Source organism: Companilactobacillus kedongensis, assembly GCF_003946625.1.
Taxonomy (GTDB): Bacteria; Bacillota; Bacilli; order Lactobacillales; family Lactobacillaceae; genus Companilactobacillus; species Companilactobacillus kedongensis.
This window is the reverse complement of sequence record NZ_RHOR01000007.1, coordinates 88,893-113,031: the sequence shown is the minus strand read 5'-3', so window position 1 is coordinate 113,031 and position 24,139 is coordinate 88,893. Positions and strand designations below refer to the sequence as shown.

The 24,139-nt window shown below is 36.7% G+C and carries 19 protein-coding genes and 1 other annotated feature; of the genes, 11 read left to right on the top strand and 8 right to left on the bottom strand.

All coding sequences use genetic code 11. The annotated features are described in order from the left end of the window. Positions 1 to 218 precede the first annotated feature (218 nt). The 3 genes from EKM60_RS06065 to EKM60_RS06055 form a co-directional block, all read right to left on the bottom strand. On the bottom strand, positions 219 to 1,220 hold the full coding sequence (locus tag EKM60_RS06065) for a D-2-hydroxyacid dehydrogenase (protein ID WP_125713500.1): 1,002 nt from the start codon (positions 1,218 to 1,220) through the stop codon (positions 219 to 221). Positions 1,221 to 1,240: 20 nt separating this feature from the next. Continuing rightward, positions 1,241 to 2,164: a DMT family transporter gene (locus EKM60_RS06060; protein ID WP_125713498.1), complete on the bottom strand. Its 924-nt coding sequence runs from the start codon at positions 2,162 to 2,164 to the stop codon at positions 1,241 to 1,243. Between the two features lie 144 nt (positions 2,165 to 2,308). Further along, complete coding sequence (locus EKM60_RS06055) at positions 2,309 to 3,745, bottom strand: C69 family dipeptidase (RefSeq protein ID WP_125713496.1); 1,437 nt, start codon at positions 3,743 to 3,745, stop codon at positions 2,309 to 2,311. A gap of 149 nt (positions 3,746 to 3,894) precedes the next feature. Here EKM60_RS06055 and EKM60_RS06050 point away from each other — a divergent pair, with 149 nt between their 5' ends. From EKM60_RS06050 to EKM60_RS06040, 3 genes are all read left to right on the top strand, one after another. Then, positions 3,895 to 5,196: a nucleobase:cation symporter-2 family protein gene (locus tag EKM60_RS06050; protein ID WP_125713494.1), complete on the top strand. Its 1,302-nt coding sequence runs from the start codon at positions 3,895 to 3,897 to the stop codon at positions 5,194 to 5,196. Between the two features lie 326 nt (positions 5,197 to 5,522). Further along, positions 5,523 to 6,293, top strand: a complete 771-nt coding sequence (locus tag EKM60_RS06045; RefSeq protein WP_125713492.1) for an FAD:protein FMN transferase — start codon at positions 5,523 to 5,525, stop codon at positions 6,291 to 6,293. A gap of 104 nt (positions 6,294 to 6,397) precedes the next feature. Next, on the top strand, positions 6,398 to 7,186 hold the full coding sequence (locus tag EKM60_RS06040) for a hypothetical protein (RefSeq protein ID WP_125713491.1): 789 nt from the start codon (positions 6,398 to 6,400) through the stop codon (positions 7,184 to 7,186). Between the two features lie 375 nt (positions 7,187 to 7,561). On the opposite strand, the gene EKM60_RS06035 is transcribed toward EKM60_RS06040, so the two are convergent. Beyond that, on the bottom strand, positions 7,562 to 8,446 hold the full coding sequence (locus tag EKM60_RS06035) for an aldo/keto reductase (protein ID WP_125713489.1): 885 nt from the start codon (positions 8,444 to 8,446) through the stop codon (positions 7,562 to 7,564). A 140-nt stretch (positions 8,447 to 8,586) separates the two neighbouring features. Here EKM60_RS06035 and EKM60_RS06030 point away from each other — a divergent pair, with 140 nt between their 5' ends. Both EKM60_RS06030 and EKM60_RS06025 read left to right on the top strand, forming a co-directional pair. Beyond that, a complete protein-coding gene (locus EKM60_RS06030) occupies positions 8,587 to 10,503 on the top strand; it encodes a fructose-1,6-bisphosphatase (RefSeq protein WP_125713486.1) in 1,917 nt (638 codons plus the stop codon). Positions 10,504 to 10,628: 125 nt separating this feature from the next. Continuing rightward, positions 10,629 to 12,053, top strand: coding sequence for a C69 family dipeptidase (locus tag EKM60_RS06025; protein WP_125713507.1), 1,425 nt, complete (start codon positions 10,629 to 10,631; stop codon positions 12,051 to 12,053). 69 nt (positions 12,054 to 12,122) lie between these two features. Here the strand turns inward: EKM60_RS06025 and EKM60_RS06020 are convergent, their stop codons facing one another. Continuing rightward, positions 12,123 to 13,409: a uracil-xanthine permease family protein gene (locus tag EKM60_RS06020; protein WP_125713484.1), complete on the bottom strand. Its 1,287-nt coding sequence runs from the start codon at positions 13,407 to 13,409 to the stop codon at positions 12,123 to 12,125. Between the two features lie 358 nt (positions 13,410 to 13,767). Here EKM60_RS06020 and EKM60_RS06015 point away from each other — a divergent pair, with 358 nt between their 5' ends. Both EKM60_RS06015 and EKM60_RS06010 read left to right on the top strand, forming a co-directional pair. Then, a complete protein-coding gene (locus EKM60_RS06015; RefSeq protein WP_125713482.1) occupies positions 13,768 to 14,376 on the top strand; it encodes a histidine phosphatase family protein in 609 nt (202 codons plus the stop codon). 10 nt (positions 14,377 to 14,386) lie between these two features. After that, on the top strand, positions 14,387 to 15,097 hold the full coding sequence (locus tag EKM60_RS06010; RefSeq protein WP_125713480.1) for a demethylmenaquinone methyltransferase: 711 nt from the start codon (positions 14,387 to 14,389) through the stop codon (positions 15,095 to 15,097). 492 nt (positions 15,098 to 15,589) lie between these two features. Here EKM60_RS06010 and EKM60_RS06005 read toward each other — a convergent pair whose 3' ends face one another. Beyond that, positions 15,590 to 17,011: an MDR family MFS transporter gene (locus tag EKM60_RS06005; protein ID WP_125713478.1), complete on the bottom strand. Its 1,422-nt coding sequence runs from the start codon at positions 17,009 to 17,011 to the stop codon at positions 15,590 to 15,592. A gap of 100 nt (positions 17,012 to 17,111) precedes the next feature. On the opposite strand from EKM60_RS06005, the gene EKM60_RS06000 reads away from it, so the two are divergent. The 4 genes from EKM60_RS06000 to asnS all read left to right on the top strand — a co-directional run bounded on the left by EKM60_RS06000 (position 17,112) and on the right by asnS (position 23,425). Beyond that, the gene (locus tag EKM60_RS06000; RefSeq protein WP_164508338.1) at positions 17,112 to 17,714 is read left to right on the top strand and encodes a TetR/AcrR family transcriptional regulator; all 603 of its coding nucleotides are present in this window, start codon (positions 17,112 to 17,114) and stop codon (positions 17,712 to 17,714) included. A 619-nt stretch (positions 17,715 to 18,333) separates the two neighbouring features. Next, the gene (locus tag EKM60_RS05995; RefSeq protein WP_164508337.1) at positions 18,334 to 19,332 is read left to right on the top strand and encodes a LacI family DNA-binding transcriptional regulator; all 999 of its coding nucleotides are present in this window, start codon (positions 18,334 to 18,336) and stop codon (positions 19,330 to 19,332) included. A 715-nt stretch (positions 19,333 to 20,047) separates the two neighbouring features. Further along, a complete protein-coding gene (locus EKM60_RS05990; RefSeq protein ID WP_125713473.1) occupies positions 20,048 to 21,391 on the top strand; it encodes an amino acid permease in 1,344 nt (447 codons plus the stop codon). 53 nt (positions 21,392 to 21,444) lie between these two features. Continuing rightward, positions 21,445 to 21,680 (top strand) — a binding site (T-box leader). Between the two features lie 356 nt (positions 21,681 to 22,036). Further along, the gene (gene asnS, locus EKM60_RS05985; RefSeq protein WP_125713471.1) at positions 22,037 to 23,425 is read left to right on the top strand and encodes an asparagine--tRNA ligase; all 1,389 of its coding nucleotides are present in this window, start codon (positions 22,037 to 22,039) and stop codon (positions 23,423 to 23,425) included. 51 nt (positions 23,426 to 23,476) lie between these two features. Here asnS and EKM60_RS05980 read toward each other — a convergent pair whose 3' ends face one another. Next, entirely contained in the window at positions 23,477 to 23,824 is a 348-nt protein-coding gene (locus EKM60_RS05980; RefSeq protein WP_125713469.1) for a type II toxin-antitoxin system PemK/MazF family toxin, read from the bottom strand. Beyond that, positions 23,821 to 24,081: an AbrB/MazE/SpoVT family DNA-binding domain-containing protein gene (locus EKM60_RS05975; RefSeq protein WP_125713467.1), complete on the bottom strand. Its 261-nt coding sequence runs from the start codon at positions 24,079 to 24,081 to the stop codon at positions 23,821 to 23,823. The genes EKM60_RS05980 and EKM60_RS05975 overlap by 4 nt, the downstream gene beginning before the upstream one ends. Positions 24,082 to 24,139: the final 58 nt, after the last annotated feature.

The following is a 24,139-nucleotide window of genomic DNA, read 5'->3' as shown; positions in this document are numbered from 1 at the left end:
TCTCTAGGACTAATGAATATGTCCAAGAAACTCCAGTCTATTAAGAATGCTTAAATTAATGAACCGCCGTATACGGAACCGTACGTACGGTGGTGTGAGAGGTCGGTAATTAATTTACCTCCTACTCGATTAACAGGTGGAATTACTCAAACTCTTCAGCGAAAAACAACGCACAAAAAAAGTAGCACGACAATTCGTCGTACTACTTCTATTTATTATTATTTTGTATTAATTAAGGTATCTGGTGTTTGTCCTTCGATCAAGGCTTTATTAGAATCAAAGGAAATCTTGATCATATTATGGACAGCTGTTTCAGTATAAAAGGCATTGTGAGGTGTGATTATAACATTTAAACGTTGTGCTAAATTCTTAATATCTGAACTTGGCAAGTTATCAATGCTGCCCCATACTTTACCGAAGACTCTGTTTTCGTTGTCTAATACATCAAGTCCGGCACCGGCGATTTTCTTGTCATCCAAACCTTTTATCAAAGCTTGAGTGTCGATCAATTCACCACGTGCACAATTGACGATGAAGACACCGTCTTTCATTTGTTCGATAGCTGATTCGTTGATCATATGTTTGTTACTGTCGAATAATGGAACATGCAAGGTGATGACATCAGATTGTTTATAGATATCTTCAAGAGAATCTACGTAAAGTCCTTGTTTTTCAATATCAGGATTGTGATAGACATCATAGGCGATGACTTTAGCACCAAATCCTTGCAAGATTTTTATAACGACACGGCCAATATGACCAGTACCGATAACACCGACTGTTTGTTCACGGTATTCTTTACCGATTGTTGGTGCCCATGTAAAGTCACCGTTATCGAATTTAACATCGACTTCAGGAACACGACGTAATAGGCGTCCCATTAATAAAATCGTATGTTCAGCGATAGCATTTGGCGAATAAACTGGTACGTTGGTTAACTTAAATCCTAATTCATTTAGATCTTTGAAACTAAAATTATCAACACCAACATTGCGAATAGAAATAGATTGGATACCTTGTTCCTTTAGAACCTCCAGAGCACCTCTCTCGTAAGGCGTTGTTTGAAGAGTAACTACACCGTTGGCACCATCAGCTAATTTAGCTGTTTCTGGCGTCAACAATTGATCGGTATAATCTACCTCTACATCTGAATTTTCTTTCTCCCATTTTTCCATAGATGGCTTTTCGTCATCACGAATTCCATAAGCAAAAATTTTCATAACTTGGTGTGACCTCCTTATCAGTTTGTGTTGGTATCGTACCTGTTTAGAATGTAAATAGCGAAGACAACAATTATTGAACCGATAATTTCGACAAAATTGACGCTATATGCAAGGAATATGACACTCAATACTAAGGTGGTGAATGGTTGCACCGCATCGGTGATACTTATTGTAGCGGCTGTAGTGTATTTAGTACTGAAAACCATCAACAAGAATGCAATAACATTACTAAGCAGAATAACAGCACCTACACCTAGTATACTCTTAGTTGACAGGTGAGGGGGATTAATCCAGATCGGTGTAAAACAGTTCGAAATGAGTCCTGCGACAAGCATTCCCCAGCCGGTAACTAGTAGACCGTTATGTCTAGCAATAAGGCGTTGTGGTATAACGATGTAAAGTGCCGCTGTAATACCACTACCAATCCCCCAAAGTACTGATACGAAAGGAATTGAGAGGTGTCCAAAGTCTCCTCTAGTAATTAATAAGAAAACACCTAATAGAGCTAGTGCAAATGAAATAACGTCAATTCTTAGAACTTTTTTGTGTGTAAATAAGACTGCTCCGACCATAACGAATAATGGTGATAAATACTGCAGAATCGTAGCGGTTGAAGAGTTACCAGTTTGAATCGCATAAAAGAATGTATACATATTGGCAAACAATCCAAAAGCGGAAAAGGCTATCAAAGTTAAGGTATCTTTCCACGATTTAAAGATCGAGAAAAACTCCTTTTTTGGTAGAACGAATAGTGAAATGACCAATAAGATCACTCCAGCAATAGTAGTTCTAGTACCGACAAACCACATGGCAGGGATATTGGCATCTTTAGCGACGATCTGTTGAACGGCACCGGAAACACCCCAAACCATAGATGCAGTGAAAGCAAGAAGAAATCCTTTTCTCAAGGTCTTCTTGGCAAGCGACTTACTTTCTTCCATAATTTCCTCCTAAAAACTCATACCCAATATTATACATGCAACCGCAGAAATGGTTCATTATTTTTTTGATTAAACTGATTATAGGTTTAATTGTTCAAAAAATAAAAAAACACGCTTCGGACTTTTCCGAAACGTGTGATTATTTTATAAGTTTTTATCCATATTGAAAGTTAGTTTAGACATGTTGATAGCTTTAGTGAATAGTTCACCATAAAGTTTCTTTGTCTTGTCTTCAGTTTCAGCAACGAGTTTTTGATTTCTGTCAGTTAAGAATTGTGTTAATTCTGCACCAGAATGTTCTTTTGACAATTTGTCAGTTTCAATGATACTTGCACGGAATTTTTCGTTTAATTCAGTCAAGTAGTCAGTGTCATCTTCAACAAAATGCTTGTAATGAGATTCAACTAAAGCTGAAAGTCCTTTATACATCCAGTATGAATTGTTAAATTCAAAGGTCATTGATGTATCTTGGTAACTCTTAGCAGTGTCGTTCATATTTGTATAGAAGGGAATATATGGTGAGAATGAAGGGAAACCAACACATAACCACATAATAGCGGCTACTTCTTCAGGCACATCATTTCTGATTTGAAGAACATGTGAGTTTTGAGTACGATTCAAACCAATTGGACGGTAACGATATTTATCATCGTTTGCGGAATCAGGACTGAATGGGTCGAATTTTGTTTCATTATAATGTGAGCCTAAAACGTATTCGATATCTTCAACAGAAATCTTGTGATCTGTCTTCATAATGAATGGTAGTTCACCATCTTCTGGATCTTGTTCAATTTCTGGGTTGAAATATCTTTGACCAAACCAAACACGTGGTGTGTTGTAGTGACGGTCTTTAACATTATCAGTACCAAAAATGTGACGGAAGTTCCAGCCAGTTTTGTCAGTATTTAAATGATTTTTTTCAACGAATTCTTGGATTCCGTCTGACCACATAAATTGTTTAGGGTCATTGAAGTCTACTTGTTGAATTGAAACACGGTTAGCGGCAACAGCATAACTGTCATCAGGGATTCTTTGAGCGACCCAGTGATGTCCAGTAACTATTTCCATATACCAAACATCATCTTTGTCACTGAATAAAACTGAATTTCCGGCTGGTGAACCATATTCTTTGATCAAGTCACCGGTACGCTTAACAGCATCAATGGCTGAATCTACGAATGGTAAAACCATTCTGACGATAACATCTTCATCCATACCATCTTTAACTAGTGGGTCACATGATAAGGCACGTTCATTACCATAAGTACTCTCTGTGGCAGACATAGCAACGTTAACGCCGTTAATACCACTTTCGTCATAATAACCTTCGGATTTGTAATCAACATTAGGAACGGCAGGCCATGAATATCCATTTTCAGGGATAGGTGCTTCAAATTTATTAAGCCATGACTTAACAGTACGATTTTTTTCTCCCTTAACAGCTGGGTTTAAAACGAAGTTGTGTGGTGAAACTGGAAGAAAAGTATCATCGTTTCTGGCGATCATTGTTGATCCATCCAAACTAGCATTTTTACCAACTAAAATAGTTGTACATGCGTCATCCAAATGATTCTTCTTCATATTATATAAGTCCTCCTCTTTTGCATACGATAGAACATTCTATCACAAAAGGTCCAAACCAATGAAGAAAAAAACTCTTATTTATCAAGGCCATGTTATATATTTTCTGAAAAAATGCTATAATTTGTGTAATTATTAGGAGGATAGATATGGACTTAAAAGTGCATGATTCGGAAGATTCATTTTTGAAGAATCTTCTATTAGGGTTTCAACATCTTTTAGCAATGTATTCTGGGGATATTTTAATACCGATTTTAATTGGTGCGGCTCTAAATTTCTCCGCGACAGAGATGACTTATTTAATTTCTGTCGATATTTTTATGTGTGGGGTTGCTACTTTACTTCAAATTAAACGTACACCTATGACGGGTATTGGATTACCAGTTGTTCTTGGGTCTGCGGTTGAGTATGTAACGCCGTTACAAAATATTGGACATCATTACGGAATTGCCTATATGTATGGTGGTATTATTGCTGCCGGAATTTTTATCCTTGTTATATCGAAATTCTTCGCAAAATTAAAGCGTTTCTTTCCTCCAGTTGTAACTGGTTCTTTGATAACGTTGATCGGATTTACCTTGATACCAGTTGCTTTCCAAAATATTGGTGGTGGCGATGCTACGGCTAAGGGCTTTGGTGGTGCGACTGATCTAATCTTAGGATTTACGACGGCCTTGATAATTGTTTTGATAAATATCTTAGGAAAAGGTTTCATTAAACAAATATCTGTTTTGATTGGGATCGTCGTTGGTTCAGTCATGGCGGGATTTATGGGTACAATGGGATTCTCAAGTGTTCATGATGCACATTGGTTCCAAATCCCAATTCCATTTTATTTCTCAGCTCCAAAATTTGAATGGTCTTCTATTCTTATCATGATTTTGGCTGCTTTAACATGTATGATCGAATCAACTGGTGTTTATTACGCATTAGCTGAAATCACTAAACGTGAATTGAATGAGAAAGATCTGCAACACGGATATGCTTCTGAAGGTATCGCTGCAATTTTGGGTGGAATTTTTAATACCTTCCCATATTCTACTTTCTCTCAAAACGTTGCTATCGTTCAATTGTCAGGCATTAAGAAGAATAAGCCAGTTTATTTCTCGGCTTTTCTACTAATATTACTAGGATTGATACCTAAGGTTGGAGCAATTGCTACCTTGATCCCAACATCAGTTTTAGGTGGAGCAATGTTGATCATGTTCGGTACCGTTGGTGCTGAAGGTATCAAGATGTTAACCAAGGTTAGAATGGATAACAATAATTTGTTGATCATGGCTGTGGCTATTGGTTTGGGATTAGGTGTTACTGTTCAACCAACTTTGTTACATATCTTGCCATCAAGTTTACAAACTATTTTAAATAATGGTTTAGTTGTCGGAAGTTTTGCCGCAATTTTACTTAATATTTTATTGAATCCTCAAGGTGAAAAAAAGTTTCATAGTTAATACGTTTTGTGGCCGTCTCCGGGTCTGAAAATTTTTACCTGCTGTGCGGGACGGGCTGAGCCTTGGTCTGGTACCTCGGCTTGAAGCCTTGCTAAGCAAGTCTTTAAGCTCGTCCGGTGGTGTAACGGCTAAAGCCGCAACGCCACTCTCACAGCTGGTAAATATTCTCAGACCTTACGACTAGTTTGATTTTTTAAATTTATATAGATGTGTTCAGAACAGCGCCTGCGAAAGTGGGAGCTGTTTTTTTTAAGCTCTAGTCACAAAAAAGTCACATTTAATTTATATAATCGCCAAAACTAAAAATTGAAGGCGAGTTGATTATTATGTCAGAAACTAAATATTATTTTCCAAGCCGAATTATAGAAATATTGGATGTTCCTTTTACGATAAAATTGGCTACTAAAAATTATGACAGGATCACTCAGGATATTTTTAATCACACATGTTTTGCCATCGAACAAGATTTAGCGAAAGTAGTTGATGGTGTTTATCCATTTAGAACTGATTCCTTAATAAGTAAATTGCAACGAGGCAGTATTGATCCGTTGCGTGATTATGATAGTTTTCAGGCAGTTTTTGCTCAGGCTAAATTGGCTGATGAAGTGAGAGGAGTACAAGCTGAAAGCAGTTTGGAAATTAAGAATGACTCTTCAGGATTGCTTAAAGGTTGGGTAATCGAAAAGATATTTGAAAAAGATCTGCGTCCTTTGTTGAATAACTCTGAGATCAGTGGCATTTCACTTAACAGTGGTGGAGATATGAAAGTTGCTACAAGAAAAGATGCCGACTTTTTTTGGGAAATTGGCATTAAAGACCCGAGTGATTTTCAAAGCATTGCGGCAGGATATTATTTGAAAAATGGTTCCGTAGCAACTTCAGAAATGATCGATGATAAAAATGAAATTAGTAAAATTAAACAAGTTACCATTTTTAGTGCCGGATTAGTAGATGCTGATGTTTGGGCCAAAACTGGCGTTTCAGCTGGCATCGATAGATTCTCACAGATGATCTGGAAATCTAAATTGACTGGTATTTTATTTGATCAAGAAGAAGGAGAAATACCTTTTAAAAATGGAATCTTAAAACAAGCTTAAAAATTCCAACTTATAACAATTTTTAGTCATAGGAACTTCATAAATGGTCTATATACTTTTAAGTATAATCAAACAAGAATTCTAAATAGAAAGGCAGACTGCCTATGACCGAAAAATATAATTCATTGAGCTGTAAAATTGGTGAATTAGATAATCAATATTCAATTAAATTAATTACTCGTGATAATAATGAAACTGTAAAAGAATTATTTAATGTAGCAACTGAAAATATAAAAAAATACCTAAAAGAAATGGATGAGAAATTTTCACCATTAAAAAAAGACTCACTAGTTGTAGCGTTTCAATCGGGAAGCCAAAAACCTCTGATCGAATCAGATACATTCAGCGATATTTACACACAAACAGTAATCGCGGAACAAATGACTCATCACTACTTCAGTACAAACTTTGGGAGTAAATATGATCCAACAGAATTTATTAAAGGTTGGATAATTGATGAAGGATTTAATAAATATCTCAAACCATTACTGAAGGAGAATGAAATTGTTGCCGTAAAATTCAGTGATGGCAGCGATACATTGATCAATACTTCTGATAGCGATTATCATTGGACGATTTCAATTATGAAACCTGTATCTGATCAAATAGCGGCTACATATTATTTACAAAATGCAGCAATCACGACATTGGAAAAAACAGATGTTAAACATGCTTTGATCAGTAATAAAAGTCATATTCAACAAGTTACAGTTATTAATAGTAACGTGACGGATGCTAGAGTGTGGGCAATCGCTGGTTTGGCAGTCGGTACACGAGAATTTCCAAAACTGATTGCAGAGTCACATTTAACTGGAATGATGGTTGATGAAAAACTTGGCAATATTAATTTTAGAGAAGGTTCGTTAGGTGACATTTTTATGAAAAAATATTAAAAAAGCTTGAAAGATAATCTCTTCCAGGCTTTTTGTGTGGGTCTTTAATGCCGCCGGAGGCCGGAGATGTTAATTTGAATATGGATATTATTTTTTATTCTGTTTTGTTTGTTTGATTGTTTTCCACTAAAAAGGGCATCCAGAAATTGGATGCCTAACTAATTATTGTTTGAAATGAGGAATGTAGTAAATCTTAGCCGAAGGGCGCAAGAAATTTGTCAGCAGTGATGGTGGTGTTAGAAGGTTCCCTTCTTACACCACAGACGATTTCGAGATTTGCGAAAGCAAAGCTCAAAATCGAGGTCCAAGACCAAGGCTTGGACCGGTCCACAGCAGACAAATTACTTGTACCCGTAGGCGGCAATAGCGGAAAAATTAGTCGTCCCACTCTTCAACAGAATCTTGATAGCCATCGGGATTACCATGCCATGTAAAGCTACCATACCAAAGACTTCTCTTATCAAGATCAAAACCATTGATCTCATTTACATCATCTTCACTTAACTCGAAATCGAAGATATCAGCGTTTTGCTCGATTCTTGCCTCATGAGATGACTTTGGAATTGTGATAATATCACGTTGCAAGTCCCAACGAAGGATAACTTGAGCAACTGACTTGTTGTATTTATCAGCAATCTTTTGAAGCCTGGTATCTTTAAGAACAGTACCGCTGCCTAGTGGTGACCAAGCTTCTAAGTAGATATTTTGTTCGTCACAGAAATTCTTAATATCTTCCTCTTGGCAAAGGGGATGGAATTCCATTTGGTTAACGGCTGGCTTAACGGAAGCTGTTTTTAGAATATCTTGTAATTTGGTGATATTAAAGTTTGAAACTCCGATTGCGCGAGCTTTACCTTGACGATAGATTTCTTCTAGAGCTTTCCAAGCAGATAAATAAGTACCATCAACTGGCCAGTGGATTAGTAGAAGGTCGACGTAATCTGTCTGTAAGTTCTTCAACTGTCCTTCAAATTGTTTCAAAGTTGATTCATAACCTTGGTCGCCATTATAAATTTTAGTAGTTAAGAAAATATCTTTACGTTTTAAGTTATTGTCAGCTAGTCCTTTTTGTAGCCCAATACCGACACCTTTTTCATTACCATATTGTTTTGCTGTATCAATGGCTTTGTATCCGTGTTTTAAAGCCCATTGAACAGATTGTGATGCTTGAGTGTTGTTAACTTGCCACACACCCATACCTAATTGGGGCATTTTCACACCGTTATTTAATGTTACGCATGATTCAATATTTAAGCTCATAAATATACCTCCATAATTAATATTTTAACGCATTTTATTTTGTGAAACTTGGAAAACAAGTTGATATTTGGTATAGTTCAAGTTGTTGCATATTATCAATGTATGAAACCCTTACATTAGAAAGAGGTCTACTAGGAATTATGGAAAAAATATTCACAACCAGTAATGAAATTAAATCAGAAATCATTAATCTTTCGGCTATTCTGAACTTACCAAAGGGAACTGAGGCTTTTGTAAGTGATATTCATGGTGAGTATGATGAATTTGCCCATATTTTGCGGAATGGTTCCGGAAATACACGTCAGAAAATTTCCGAATTGTTTACTGGTCGGCTGACAGCTGAAAGCCAGAAGAGATTAGCCTTCTTGATCTATTATCCAACAGAGATCTTGAGACAGACTAAGGAACAGATGCCGGATGAGGGCAGTTTGTCACAGTGGTATATTGATACCTTTAATGAATTGATCGAAATGCTTCGCTATACTTCTAGTAAATACACTCGTTCAAAAGTTAGAAAAGCTATTAAAGACGATTTTGTCTACATAACTGAGGAATTACTTTATGCGGATTCAAATGATAATGCTAAATATAAATATTATTATGAAGTAATGGAAAGCATTATCCGTCTTGATATGGCTGATTCTTTTATTATTTCAACTTGCCATACTATTCAAAGACTAGTGGTTGATCATCTGCACATTATTGGTGATGTTTATGATCGTGGACCACATCCTGACTATATCATTGATCACTTGATGAAGCGTTGGGGAAGCTTGGACTTTCAGTGGGGTAATCACGATATTCTATGGATCGGTAGTGCTGCTGGATCAAAACTTTGCATGGCCAATTTGATCAGGATCAGTGCCCGTTATAATAATCTGCGCCTGTTGACTAATTACGGTATTGGTCTAAGTGATTTACGAGATTTCGCTGAAAAATATTACAAACCGCTAAATTCATTCCAACCAAAATCTGATACTGGAGCTAAGATCCCCAATGATGATGCTTGCTATGACAACTGTGTCCAACAAGCTATTGCTATTATGCAATTCAAACTTGAAGGTCAAACTATCAAACGTAATCCTGATTTTCAAATGTCAGAGAGAATGTTGTTAGATAAGCTGAGTCTTGATCGAAAGACAATTGAGATAGATGGGAAAACTTATCCAGTTGTTGACGGCTGTTTCCAATTGGTTGACCCAGATGATCCGTATAAGCTAACGGATGAGGAAGAGAAGATCCTAATTGACTTGTCACAACAATTTATTGATGCACCAAAACTTCGTTATCACATGGCTTACATGATGAATAATGGTTCGATGTATCTTAAATATAATGGAAACTTATTGCTACACGGCTGTGTACCAGTTGATGAAGAAGGTAAGATGCTAGGTTGGACAGTTAATGGTCAAACTTATGCTGGGAAAGATCTATTCGATTTCTTTGAAAAAGTACTTAAAGAAGGATTCCAGAAACCTAAATTAGTTGATTGTTTGAATTCTGATATTATTTGGTATCTTTGGACTGGTAAAATGTCCCCATTATTCGGTAAACGTGCGATGACGACGTTTGAAAGATACTTTATTGAAGATGTTCAAACCCACCATGAAGTGAAAAACCCCTACTATTCATTGAGAAAAGAAGAATGGTTTGCGGATGAATTGCTTAGTGAATTTGGACTAGATCCTGAAAATGGTCACATCGTTAATGGTCACACACCGGTCAAGCTAGGTCACTCGCCAATTATGGCCAATCGTAAGATTTTTGTGATCGATGGTGGGATGTCGAAACCTTATCATAAGACGACCGGTATTGGTGGTTATACGTTGCTGTCCAATTCTTATGGATTCCAATTGGTAACACATGAGCCTTTCACAACTAGAAAAAGAGCCATTGCCGATATGACTGATGTTGTTTCTACCAAACGGGTCATCGAACAATCGGTTAAGCGGACAACAGTTGGCGACACTGATATTGGTATCAGCCTTAAAAAGCAGATCGCCAATCTTACGGCACGACTAGAGAGTATTGAGAAAAAGCAAACAATCAATGCGTAGTACAATTGTAGATATCAGATTTCAAGCCTTTTTTAGCCTATATTTTTAGTTATTTTTTTCACAACCCCCTTTACTTAAAAAATTATAATCCTATACTGGTGATGTAAGGGAGGCGGAACAAGATGATGAAGAAAAGTTCCGATTGTACAGAAATATTAGTAGGAAAAGGCGCAACAATGGATGGTTCCACAATTGTAGCTCGTAACCAAGATGGTTATGGCCCAATCAATCCACTTAGATATATCGTCCATGAAGCTAAAGATCAAAAGAATGCTTCGTTCAAATCAGTTGTAACTGGTGTGAGCGTACCTCTACCAGATCATGCATATCATTATACTTGTACACCACAAGCTGACCAAAGCGATGGTCAATGGGAAGAATCAGGTATTAATGAATTTAACGTTGGTATGAGTGCTACTGAAACTACAGCTACAAATGCTCGTGTACTTGGATATGATCCACTAGTTCACGATGGTATTGATGAAGAAGCCATGGTTTCATTAGTATTGCCATACATTAAGAGTGCTAAAGAGGGTGTCGAAAGACTTGGCTCTTTGATTGAAAAATATGGTACTGGTGAAAGTAACAGTATCGCCTTTAACGATAACGATGATGTTTGGTTATTAGAAATAGTTGGTGGTCACCACTGGGCAGCAATGCGCTTGCCAGAAGACACATATGCAATTGTTCCTAATCAAACGTTGATCCAAGAAATTGATCCAAGTGATACAGACAACTTCTTAGTTGCTACTGACTTAGTAGAATTTGTTGAAAAATATCAATTGAATCCTACACCAGGCAAGTTTAACTTCCGTGAGATCTTTGGAACTCAAGGTGAAGATGATGCTTACTACAACACTCCACGTACTTGGTATGGTCAAAAATTATTCAATCCAGAAATAACTGATCAAAAACCAACTGACCAAGATATGCCATTAGCACGCAAACCTGCTAAGAAACTTGCTATTGAAGACGTACAAAAATTCCTATCATCACATTACAACGGCACACCATACGATCCATTCGGCACATATGCTTCAGGTACAGCCGATGAACAAAGAAAGTATCGTTCAATCGCTATGGACCGTAACCAAATCTCATCAATTCTACAAATTAGAAATGGCGTTGACGCAGCTCATGCTGCTGTTCAATGGATCGCAATGGGATTCTTCGCATATGCACCATATGTTCCATTCTATGCAAATGCCAACGACACTCCAGAAGACTATAAGAATACAACACAAGAAGTTGACGTTCACAACGTTTATTGGTTGAACAAGACCTTGTCTGTACTTATCGAGCCTCACTTCCATGAATATGTTGAAGCTATCAATGCCTTTAGAAATGGCTGTCAATCATATGCCCGTTCAAGAGTTGCTGCTACAGATGCTGCTGTTGAAGGTAAGAAAGATGTTACTGACTTCTTAACAAAGAACAATATTGAAACAGCTAATGAAATTTCTAAGAGAACTTATAAATTATTTGATGAATTAGTAAAGCATGGCTTACTATTGTCAAAGACAACTTGGGAAAAAGGTCAAAATCTATAAAATATAGTTATTTAAAAGTGAATATAAAAAATCCATCTGAGATCAATTCTCAGATGGATTTTTTTGTTTCTATTGTTCGGATAAAGCTCTCTTAGGTAAGAGAAGATTTAAGACGATACCAACGATTGTAGCAACACCGATACCTGTAAATTGGAAAGTACCGATCTTCAAGTATGCATTACCGATACCAATAACTAGGATAGCGGATGCGATCATTAAATTATGTTTTTGATTAAAGTCAACTTTGTTATCTACTAGGATTCTTAAACCACTAGATGCAATAACACCAAAGAGGACAAAACTGATACCACCGATTACGGGTCCAGGAATCGTTTGGATCAAGGCACTAAGCTTACCAACGAATCCAAACAAAGCAGCAAAGACAGCGGCACCAACAATAACGTAAACACTGAAAATTTTATTAACGGCCATAACACCGATGTTTTCACCATATGATGTGATAGGTGGACCACCAACTAAACCAGCGAAAATCGAAGCAGTACCATCACCAGCCAATGTTCTGTGTAGACCGGGATTTTTGAAGAAGTTTCTGTGAGTTAATTCATCAAGTACCATGATATGACCCAGATGTTCAGCCATAGTAACAAAGGCAATCGGTGCGAAACTCAATATGGCATCCCAATAAATTTTCTTAGGTGTGTAACTGATAAATGGAAATTCAAAGTTTGGTAATTGGAACCAAGGTGTTGAGACAACTTTGGAGAAATCAACAATACCAAAAGCAACTGAGATAAGGTACCCACAAACAATACCAAGCAGGATCGCAATATTGCTCCAGAATCCTTTGAAATACATATTGAATAAGACAGTTAAGAATAATGTGATCATAGCAATAATGAAGTATTTCAAGTCATAGTGACCACTATTCATCATAGCGTTATCAGCAGCACTTCCGGCAACTGATAGTCCAATAACAATGATGATTGGTCCAACTACGATCGGAGGTAAAGCTTTGTCGATCCAGTCGGCACCGATAAAGGCAATTAGTAATGCGACTATCAAGTAGACAAGACCAACAGCGATAGTACCTTGTGCGACACCAGCATAGCCGGCAGTTTTCATCAATGCGATACTAGGTACGATAAATGAGAAACTGGAACTCATGTAGGCAGGAATTCTACCCTTAGTAATTAGAATATGAAGAATAGTACCAATACCAGAACTAAATAGGGCAATACCAGGATCTAAACCGATCAATAAAGGAACCAAGACCGTTGCCCCAAACATTGAGAATAAGTGCTGTAGTGATAATAACCACCAACTACCTAAAGGTGGACGCTCATATAAATCAATGACCGCGTCAGGATTTCGGTACTTCTTGTCGTTTGTATCCAAAATAATATCCCCCTGTTTTTACTTTGTATTGAAACGTTCTCTATCTAAAACGAGCTACGCAAAACAGCTCTCTGCGTTTACTACGGATATTGATAATGGCATAAACCACCATCATCAATATTCTAGGTAATACTCAAGAGCTAAACGTTTTGCTTCACTCTCTCAAAAAAAAAGTCCTCTATCCCGTGTGTATGCAAACGAAATAAAAGACATAAGTGAACCTTTTTAGCCTCACGGGACCAATGTTAAAGGACTGTTTAATTTTCTTAACTATAATAAAGTTGAAAACTAATGTCAACAATGGAATACTAAAAAAGTAATGATTAAGCGTTAACAAACAGTTAGGAGTATATACTTTATGGTTGAATTGTATGTGGTGAGACATGGGGAAACTGATTCTAATTCTCAAGGGAGACTTAATGGCGGTTTAACCGATTTACCTTTAAATGATGTTGGTATTAAACAGGCGCAAAACTTAGCTGAGGAAATAAATATTGAAGACTTTGATGAGATATACACTAGTCCTTTGATCCGTGCTAAGCAGACTGCCGAAATTTTGAATCATGGAGTTCATGAACTTAAAGTTGATAATCGATTGATCGAAGCTCGATATGGAAAATGGGATGGTGCCAGTGAGGCAGAATTGATGTCTGAATATCCTGAAGTATTTGATGAGAACCAATTTTTATTCCCAGAATATAAAAAATATGTCGATGACGGTGAGGACTATGAAGACGTATATAAACGTGTAGATGACTTTATGACGGAGATATCCAAGAAAGGCGATAAGAAAATTATGGCTGTTTGTCATGGATTTATCAGTCGTTCATTTTTAAAAGTGATTACAGGGGCACAAAATATTTCTGCAATCGTTCAACCTGGTAATGGCGGCGTTTCAAAATATCGACTTACAGAATCAGGTACGAGATTTTTAACATACTATGGTCGTCAAACAGATATAGATTAGGGGTCAGATAATGGGATTAACTAATAAAGTTCCAGAAAAAGATGTTGAGAATACCTTTAACTCAATTGCGGAGAATTATGACAAATTAAATTCAATCATGAGTTTAGGTACACACAAGAAATGGCGTAATACTGCTACTAATATGATCAATAACCATCCCAAACGGATATTAGATCTCTGCTGTGGGACAGCCGATTGGACCATTCTTTTAGGAAATAACTTTCCAACTGCCAAAATCTCAGGTATGGATTTCAGCCAAGAGATGCTAAAAATCGGGCAATCAAAAGTTGCTAAATCAAAATTAGAAAATGTAGAATTGTTGGCTGGGGATGCGATGAATTTGAATTTTCCAGATGAAACTTTCGATGTAGTCACGATTGGATTTGGATTACGAAATGTTCCTGATGCGAATAAAGTATTATCAGAGATATATCGAGTATTAAAACCAGGTGGTGAAGTTGTTTGCCTTGAAGCGTTTAAGGTGGAGACTCCAGTGATCCGTTTAGGCTGGGGAGTTTATTTCAATAAAATCATGCCAATGATGGGTAAAGTGTTTGCTTCTAGAAAGAATGAATACCAATATCTGGACGATTCGGTCAATAAGTTTGTCAGTATTTCTAAACTTGTTGAGATGTATCATGAGGCTGGTTTTATTGATGTAAAGGTTAGAAACTTAATGTTGAAATCAGCTGCCATTCATTTTGGTCGTAAAGATGATTAAAAAGGTTGTGTCCGTCTCCGGTTGTTAGAAGTTCATCGCTGTAGGACCGTCTTCAGCCAAGGTCTGAAGACTCGATTTTGAGCTTTGCTTGCGCAAATCTCAGAATCGTCCATGGTGTAAGAACGGAAAACCACCGTTCTAACGCCATTATTACTGCGATGAACTTCTAACAACCTACGACTAAGTTTAATTCGCAAGATTATGGTTTGATTTGAGTATGTAGCATGACATTTTAAATTAGTTATAGTTTTTTCAACTAAAAAGTCCTCCCTAATTTATCTGTATAAATTAGGGAGGACTTATATTTTTATTAAGACTAAGCGGAGGTGGTACAGGTGGTGACCAGCAGTTCAAGTTGTGTTAGAACGATGGTTCCTCGTTCTTACACAACAGACGATTCTGAGATTTGCGGATGCAAAGCTCAAAATCGAGGTATCAGACCTTGGCTGAGACCGGTCTAACTGCAGGACACCATCTGTACCACCGGAGCGGCTACTTTGTATGATGACTCAAGAACCATGCTGGAATTACGGCAAGAACTGTCATAACAACAGTTACTACAAAGGCCCCTTGATAAGCTGAATTTAAATGTTCAGGAGTCAATAGTTCACCATTTAGTTGTGTTTGGATCCAGGTTGCCAATAAAGCTGTTCCGAAAGCACCACCAATATTTTGTAACATACGCGATGCAGTCGTAGCTTCGGAGACTAGTTCGGATGGAACACCAGTATAGGCATCTGACATAATAGGGATAGTCATACCGCCTTGTGCTATTCCGCGAACGAATAAAGTTAAAAGAATCAACCAGACTGATGTTTGAGCATTGAAAAATGCAAACGGTAATGTTCCGATCACGGCAATAACAATTGATCCTAAAACGACCCAGCGTGCGCCAATTCTATCAGTGAGTTTGCCAATTTGGCTACGAGAAACTAGTAACCCTAGCCCTTGTGCAATTAGGTAAACGCCGGACATGACGACACTTAATCCGCGAATATTTTGTAGATAAAGGGGCAGAATGAACATTGCTCCATTAATAGTTAATCCAGATAATAACAAAAGAATGCTGGAAGCTGTAAAACTAGGAAATTTAAATAATTTTAAACTCACTAGAGCTCTTTTTGGGAAAATAGCTGCGTAGATTGCATAACCTAATAGAAGAATAATTCCCAATCCGAGAGGTCCTAAAACATCGAAGTTGGTAAACTTACCACTAGTGCTGAGTTTTGTTATTCCTAAGATCAAAGAAGTAAAAGCCCCACCTAATAGAATAATACTGTTCCAATCGAAACTACGCTTAGTAACGATTGGATTGAATCTTGGCATCATAAAATATAATAAGATTATTGAAGCTAGTGCAATTGGGATGTTAACATAAAAAATCCAGTGCCAGTCTAAAGTTTTGATAATGAATCCGCCAAAAGTTGGTCCAAGAATAGGAGCAAGGATAGCTGGTAGACCCACGATTGACATAATCCCTCCTAATCCTACACCGCCAGAAGCCCGTACAATTAGAGTGGTGATGATCGACATAATTATTCCGGCACCAGAGCCTTGGATTATACGACCCACTATCAAAATGTTGATATTACCAGCCATGCCAGATATGATCGAACCAACTAGGAAAATTGATAAGGCTAGTAAATAGATCTTTTTACCACTAAAATGATCAACTGCCCAACCGGCAATAGGTACAGCAATTCCGAGTGCTAAAATATAACCAGTGGTTACCCATTGTACTAGATTTACAGAACTATTAAGATCTTTCATAATAGTATTAATGGCAACGTTAGTCATAGTCGTATCAAGCATTGGAGCCAGGGCACCGATAACGAGAATTATTGCTACCTTGATAACCGATGAACGATCAGTAGGTGCGTTTTGAGTTTTTTTCTTTGATTCTTGATATTGCATAAAAAACACCTCGAATTTTAAAATAAGATACTTTGGTTTCTTAATGATTTGAATAGTACACCGTAGTATCTTAAATTGCAAGAAAAGGAGTAATCTTATTTTGCCAAACTCAAATTTGGAACATCAAACTCGCCGTCGTGGTGAAGAATTGGAAGCTGCAGTCCTTTCTGCCGCTTGGGATTTAGTGAATGAAGTTGGTTATAAAGACTTCACGATGTCAGAAGTTGCTAAACGTGCTAATGCAGCTAAACCAGTTTTGTATCGACGCTGGTCAGATAAATCCGGATTAGTTGCTAGTGCCATCATTAAATATGGTCCAAAGATGGATGTCTCTATTCCTAATACTGGGTCATTACGTAGTGACTTGATTAAATTATTCAGCCAATTGACGGTTGTTTTTGATACCTTTGGTACTGAAAAATTACGTGGATTATTAGCTGATCGATTGAAGACCATTCCGGTTGATAAGATCCTATCTGCAACTAGTAATGAGAACAAATTAACTGAAATGATAATCCAGGTATTAAAACAGGCTGATGAACGTGGAGAATTAAATTTTGATCAAATGTCTAAACGTATTATCAATTTGCCAGGGATTTTACTGATCAATGAAGTGGTTGGCAATGAGTCTTTGGATAAAAAAAGCATTACAGAAATTACTGATCAAATTTTATTACCTGTATTTTTAGGACAAAATAAATAGGGGATTCCGTCTCCGGTTGTTAGAAGTTCATCGCTGTGGGACCTATTCAGTCAAGGTCTGAAGACTCGATTTTGAGCTTTGCTTTCGCAAATCTCAGAACCGTCCATGGTGTAAGGACAGGAGGTCACCGTTCTAACGCCATTGTCACTGCGATGAACTTCTAACAACCTCCGACTAAAAAAATCCTCCATATTTATACGGATAGAGTAATCAACTCTGTATAAATATGGAGAATTTATTTTGATTAAAAATATTCCTTGTGACCGTGGGCGGCACAAAAAAAGAACATCCTGGGGAGGGATGTTCTTTCAAATATTTTTTTAGGGGATTAAATATATGTTATAGGGGGGATGAGAAGAGAAATACTTGTATCTCTCATCTACAACTACTAATATACAGGCCAAGTGTGAAACAAATATATTCAAATTGTGAAGAAAGTGTGAATTTTACCAAAATTGTATATAAATTGATATTTCTGTTTCAATATCAATGTTAGTCACCTAACATATGACTGCTCGCTCATGCCTGGCTATATGTTAGGTGACTAACTACTACAAAATTCATTAAATTTTGCTGTGGAACTGGTTCTATGCTTTATAGTATTAGTAGAGGTGATAAAATGGCGAATATTCGTGATGTGGCAAAGGTTTCAGGACATTCAGTTTCTACTGTATCAAGAGTTTTGAATCAGAAAGGTTACGTTTCTGAACAAACTAAGTCAGATATATTATCGGCGATGGAGGAATTGAATTACCATCGAAATGATTTGGCCAGAGCATTAAGTCTTGGAAAATCTTATCGTGTTGGCGTAGTTTTGCCATACATAAATCATCCATATTTTCAAAAGTTGGCCGATGCCATCACGGAAAAAGCTTTAATGGAGAATTATCAGGTAACGTTGTTGCCAACTAATTATAATCCTGATTACGAAATGCGCTATTTGGATATGTTAAAGCATCAGGCTTTTGACGGGTTGATTTTTACTTCGCGGGCTATTCCGTTTAGCAGGATAATTAAGTATCGAAATTTTGGTGGGCTGGTCTGCTGTGAAGATACTTTTGATTATCCTTTATCCTGTGCATTTACGGATCGTAAAAAGTCTTTTGGAAATGTTTTGCAAATTTTAAAGGATGCTGGTTATTCTCATATTGGATTGACCGTCAGCAGAAGTGAGATCGTTAGTCAAAGTGCTAAATTGACTACTAAGTCTTATGAGAATGTTTTTGGCCATTCAATTCCCAGAGGTATGTTATATCGTGATGCTAAGAATATGTACGATGGCATAACTGCTGCTGGAAAATTAGTAGAAAATGATCCAGATTTGGAAGTTATTTTTGCTAATGGTGATCAGATTGCTGCTGGAGCTTTGAAGAAACTTCAAGAGATCAAACATCCAGCTTTAGTAATTGGGCAGGAAAATTTATCTAGTAGTTTTCTATTAGATTTTTCGACGGTCGATCACAGATTAGACAGTATTGGCGAAACAGCATTTGATTTGTTATTCGAAAATAAGATCATAAAAAAAGAGATTTCTTCAAGATTTATTACTCGAGGAAAATTAAATGAGATCATTCCTGATTTAGATGATGATCCGTTAGACAAACTTATAGACAAATAAAAAAAGCATCTGGGGAAGATGCTTTTTTTTAGGGGATTAAATATATGTTATAGGGGGGATGAGAAAAGAGAAATTGTTTCTCTCTTATCTACAATTAATACAATACAGGCTCGTCGTGAAGTAACTATTACAAAAATATGAATTATTTATGAATTCCTAATACTTCGGCGGGTCTTTTTATTTATAAATTCTCAAGTCCATCAAAAATAGTTAGGTATATTTAAATACCTTCCCTGTAAGGAATATTGCTAATCCCTACAGGAATAGTATAACCTAATTTGTTTTTTACTACTACTAACATTGCTTATTAAATATTAAAAAAGACGTTCTGGGGAAGAACGTCTTTTAAGTAGGGGATTAAATATATGTTATAGGGGATGAGAAGAGGGATATTCGCTATCTCTTTTCTACAATTACTATAATATCCCGATACTATGAATTAATTGTTGGCAAAATATGAATTATTTGTGAATAGCAAAATCGATATTTGCATTTTAGTTGGTTTCTAGTATACTAATCACATATTTTAAAGAGATGTCGGCCTTGGCTGAAAGCTGACTAGAGACAATTGGTGTATTAGAAAAGGCGGCTACCTTTATCAGCTTTAGAGACACAATGTATAGCATTGTAAACTTGGGTGGAACCGCGTGCAGAGCGCCCCTAGTACTTAATTGTACTAGGGGCGCTTTTTTATACAAAATTAAGGGGAGATTCGATGCAAGAAGAAACTAAAAACTCACTTTCTAGATCATTGGGAAGTAGACATATTCAGATGATTGCCATTGGTGGAGCAATCGGGACCGGATTGTTTTTGGGATCTGGAGATGCGATCCACGAATCGGGACCTTCGATTATTTTGGCGTATATGATTGCCGGAATATTTTGCTTTTTTATGATGCGAGCTATTGGAGAATTATTATTATCTGATACTTCTAAACATTCATTTTTGGAGTTTATTAGAATGTATCTCGGTGATCGGGCTGAATTTGCAGCTGGTTGGGCCTATTGGCTTTGTTGGATAACGGTAGCGATGGCTGACCTTACGGCGTCAGGTATTTATATTAAATATTGGTTGCCGGATGTTCCGCAGTGGCTGTCAGCACTAGTTATTTTATTATTATTATTCGCAATGAATTTTGTTGATGTTAAATTATTTGGTGAATTGGAATCAGGCTTTTCAACTATCAAGGTTATCGCAATAATTTTATTAGTTGTCGTTGGATTTGGAATGGCTTTATTCCATTTTCCAGTTGGTGGAGGACACGCTAGTTTTAGTAATCTGTTCAATCAAGGTGGATTTTTCCCAACTGGTATTAAAGGGTTTGTTATGTCATTTCAAATGGTGATCTTTGCCTTTGTTGGTATTGAAATGGTCGGGATCACAGCTGGAGAAACCAGTGATCCTGAAACTAATTTGCCTAAGGCAATCAATAGTCTACCTATAAGAATTGGTTTGTTTTACGTCGGTTCGATGATTGCTATCATGAGTGTGTATCCTTGGTTTAAGATCACTACGACTGCCAGTCCTTTTGTTCAAGTGTTTTCAGGAGTAGGTATCAGAGGTGCAGCTGGAATTTTGAATTTTGTAGTTTTAACAGCAGCTCTCTCTGCTACTAACAGTTGTTTATTTAGTACCAGCCGAACGTTGTACTCGCTTAGTTTAAAGGGCAACGCTCCGAAAAAATTTAAAGTTATTGGCAGAAATGGTGTTCCAATTTGGGCGTTAGTATTCTCAGCCGCAGCACTATTAGTTATCGTTGCTTTGAATTTCTTTATTCCATCGGATGTGTTTGGAATCATTGCGACAGTTTCAACAATCAACTTCATAATTGTTTGGATGATTTTGATATGGTGTCATTTGTTATATCGTAAAAAAAATCCTCAAGGAACAAAGACATATTTAATGCCGTTGTATCCATTCAGCAATTATTTAAGTTTAGTATTCTTTGGTTCAATTCTAGTGTTATTAATATTCTTGAAATCAACCAGAATACCAATGATCGTAACCTTAGTATTTTGGATCTTCATGCTATGGATCTTTCGTTTCAAGAAAGAATGACAAGAGGACTTTACAAGATACAAAAAAACGTGCTATTCTTTCATTAGCTTAATACATATGATTTTAAAAAGAAGAAGTACTATTTACTCAATTCTCAGTGAGTTAAGGACAGTGTAAACTTAACATGCGGGTATTTACGAATAACATCTTTTTTACATCGGCCTGAACCAGTAGTAGGGTTTGACGCTTATGACACGTTATAGTCAGCGAGCATGTTTGTGCTTGTTTGAGATGTTTTTGTTAAAAAAACAATTTGGGTGGTACCGCGGAAAGACCTTTCGTCCCTTTATTTGGGGATGTAGGTCTTTTTTTAATGGCTCTTAACGTCTCTGACGTTTAGAGCCATTTATGCGAACGTCCAAAGACGTCCGCGAATCCATTGAGGGTCTCCGACGTTTAGAGCCATTTATGCGAACGTCCAAAGACGTCCGCGAATCCATTGAGGGTCTCTGACGTTTAGAGCCATTTATATGAATGTCGGAAAACTTCTGCTCTACCAATGGAATAGAGTCGTTAAAATGTTTAGCACCTGCACTGTTTTTAAGCTTTTGATCTTATATGTATGGTACGCGGACGTCTTTGGACGTTCACATAATTTGCCCTAAACGTCGGAGGCGTTAAGGACAACTAAAAGGAGAAAACGTTATGCAAAAAGTTTTAGCAAAAGATTTATTTACTAAAGAATTTAAAGATGGCGAAGAAATCACTATCGAGGGCTGGATCAGAACTATCAGAGGTTCAAAGAAGATCGGATTTATTGAAGTAAATGACGGTTCATTTTTGAAGAATGTTCAAGTTGTTTTTAGCAATGATCTTGAAGACTTTGACGAAATCAAGAAATTCCCGATCAGTACAACGATTGAAGTTGTTGGTGAACTAGCTTTAACACCGGGTGCACAACAACCATTTGAAATTCATGCTACTGCCGTTAAGGAACTTGGTACTTCAGACAGCGATTATCCATTGCAAAAGAAGGCTCATACTTATGAGTACTTGAGAACCATTGCACATTTGCGTCCTAGAACAAACACTTTTTATTCAATCTTTAAAGTACGCTCTTTAGCAGCTTTTGCTGTTCATGAATACTTGCAACATAACGGATTCTCATATATCCAAACACCTATCATCACAAGTAGTGATGCTGAAGGTGCCGGTGAAATGTTCCAAGTTACAACTTTAGATATGAACAATGTTCCAAAGACTGATGAAGGTAAAGTTGATTACAATGAAGACTTCTTTAAGAAGGAAACAAACCTTACAGTTAGTGGACAACTTGAAGTGGAAGCCTTTGCTTTGGCATTGAGAAATGTCTATACATTCGGACCAACTTTCAGAGCTGAAAATTCACATACTGGTCGTCATGCTTCAGAATTCTGGATGATCGAACCAGAAATGGCCTTTGCTGATATGCAAGATGAGATCAACGTTTCTGAAGAACTATTGAAGTATGTTGTTCAATATGTTTTCGACCATGCTAAAGAAGAAATTCAATTCTTAAATGACAATATCGATGATCATTTGATCGAACGTTTATCAAATACTGTATCTGAAGATTTTGCCCAAATCACATATACTAAAGCTATCGAATTACTTGAAGAAGCTGATGTCGACTTTGAAGTTCCTGTTAAGTGGGGACTAGATCTTGAATCAGAGCACGAACGTTATCTAAGTGAAAAAGTCTTTGGCAAGCCTGTATTTTTGACTGACTATCCAAAAGATTTCAAAGCCTTCTATATGCGTGCTAATGAAGACGGTAAGACCGTTGCTGCGGCTGACTTACTAGTTCCTGAAATTGGTGAGCTGATCGGTGGTTCACAACGTGAAGAGCGTCTAGACGTCTTAGAGGAGAAGATCAAGGACTTTGGTCTAAATTCAGATGAATACAAGTGGTATCTTGAATTACGTAAGTACGGTGGTACAGTTCATTCAGGTTTCGGTATCGGATTTGAAAGACTTGTTATGTATCTAACAGGTATGAAGAATATTCGTGACGTGATCGCATATCCTAGAACACCAGGAAATGCTGAATTCTAATATGATATATATAAAGGCTTCTATGAAATTAAATTTCATAGAAGCCTTTTTTTAATAAAATTCTTTTAGTATATTTGAAATGTTATTCATTTTTGAAGGTGATAATTTTGAAATAACTTTTCCATCAATTCTAGCAGTTAAATCAATTGATTTAACATGCTGTAATAGAGCAGTCCCATCGACTTTGTCTGTTTTAATATTAATAAAAAATGGTGATTTTTTATATTTAGTTTCGGTTTTATATTTTTTAGATGAACTTATGGGAACGACTATACAAGTATTGAAATATTGATTGTAGTTATTATTGCTTACAATTATACAAGGTCTCGTTTTCTTTGGTTCGCTCCCCTTGGATGGATCTAAGGTAACAAAGTATATTTCTCCTTTTTCAAATATCACCAGTCAATTTTCTCGTTTCCAATATCAGTACCCCAATCCATTTCTGGAGTAGAGACATTACCGTATTTTTTTTCTTGATCTTTAACAATTGACCATAATGAATTATCGCTGGCAACTACTATTTCACCATTATTATTAGTTGAAAATTCAATCACATCATTTTTTTTAACATTTAATAAAGTTCTGATCTCTTTTGGAATTGTAATTTGGTTCTTACTAGTAATTGTGGCTTTAATTGATTTGTTTTTTATATCCATTATTGTCCACCTTACCTTCCTTACTTTTTATTTTAACATGATTTTAATTTTTTTAGAA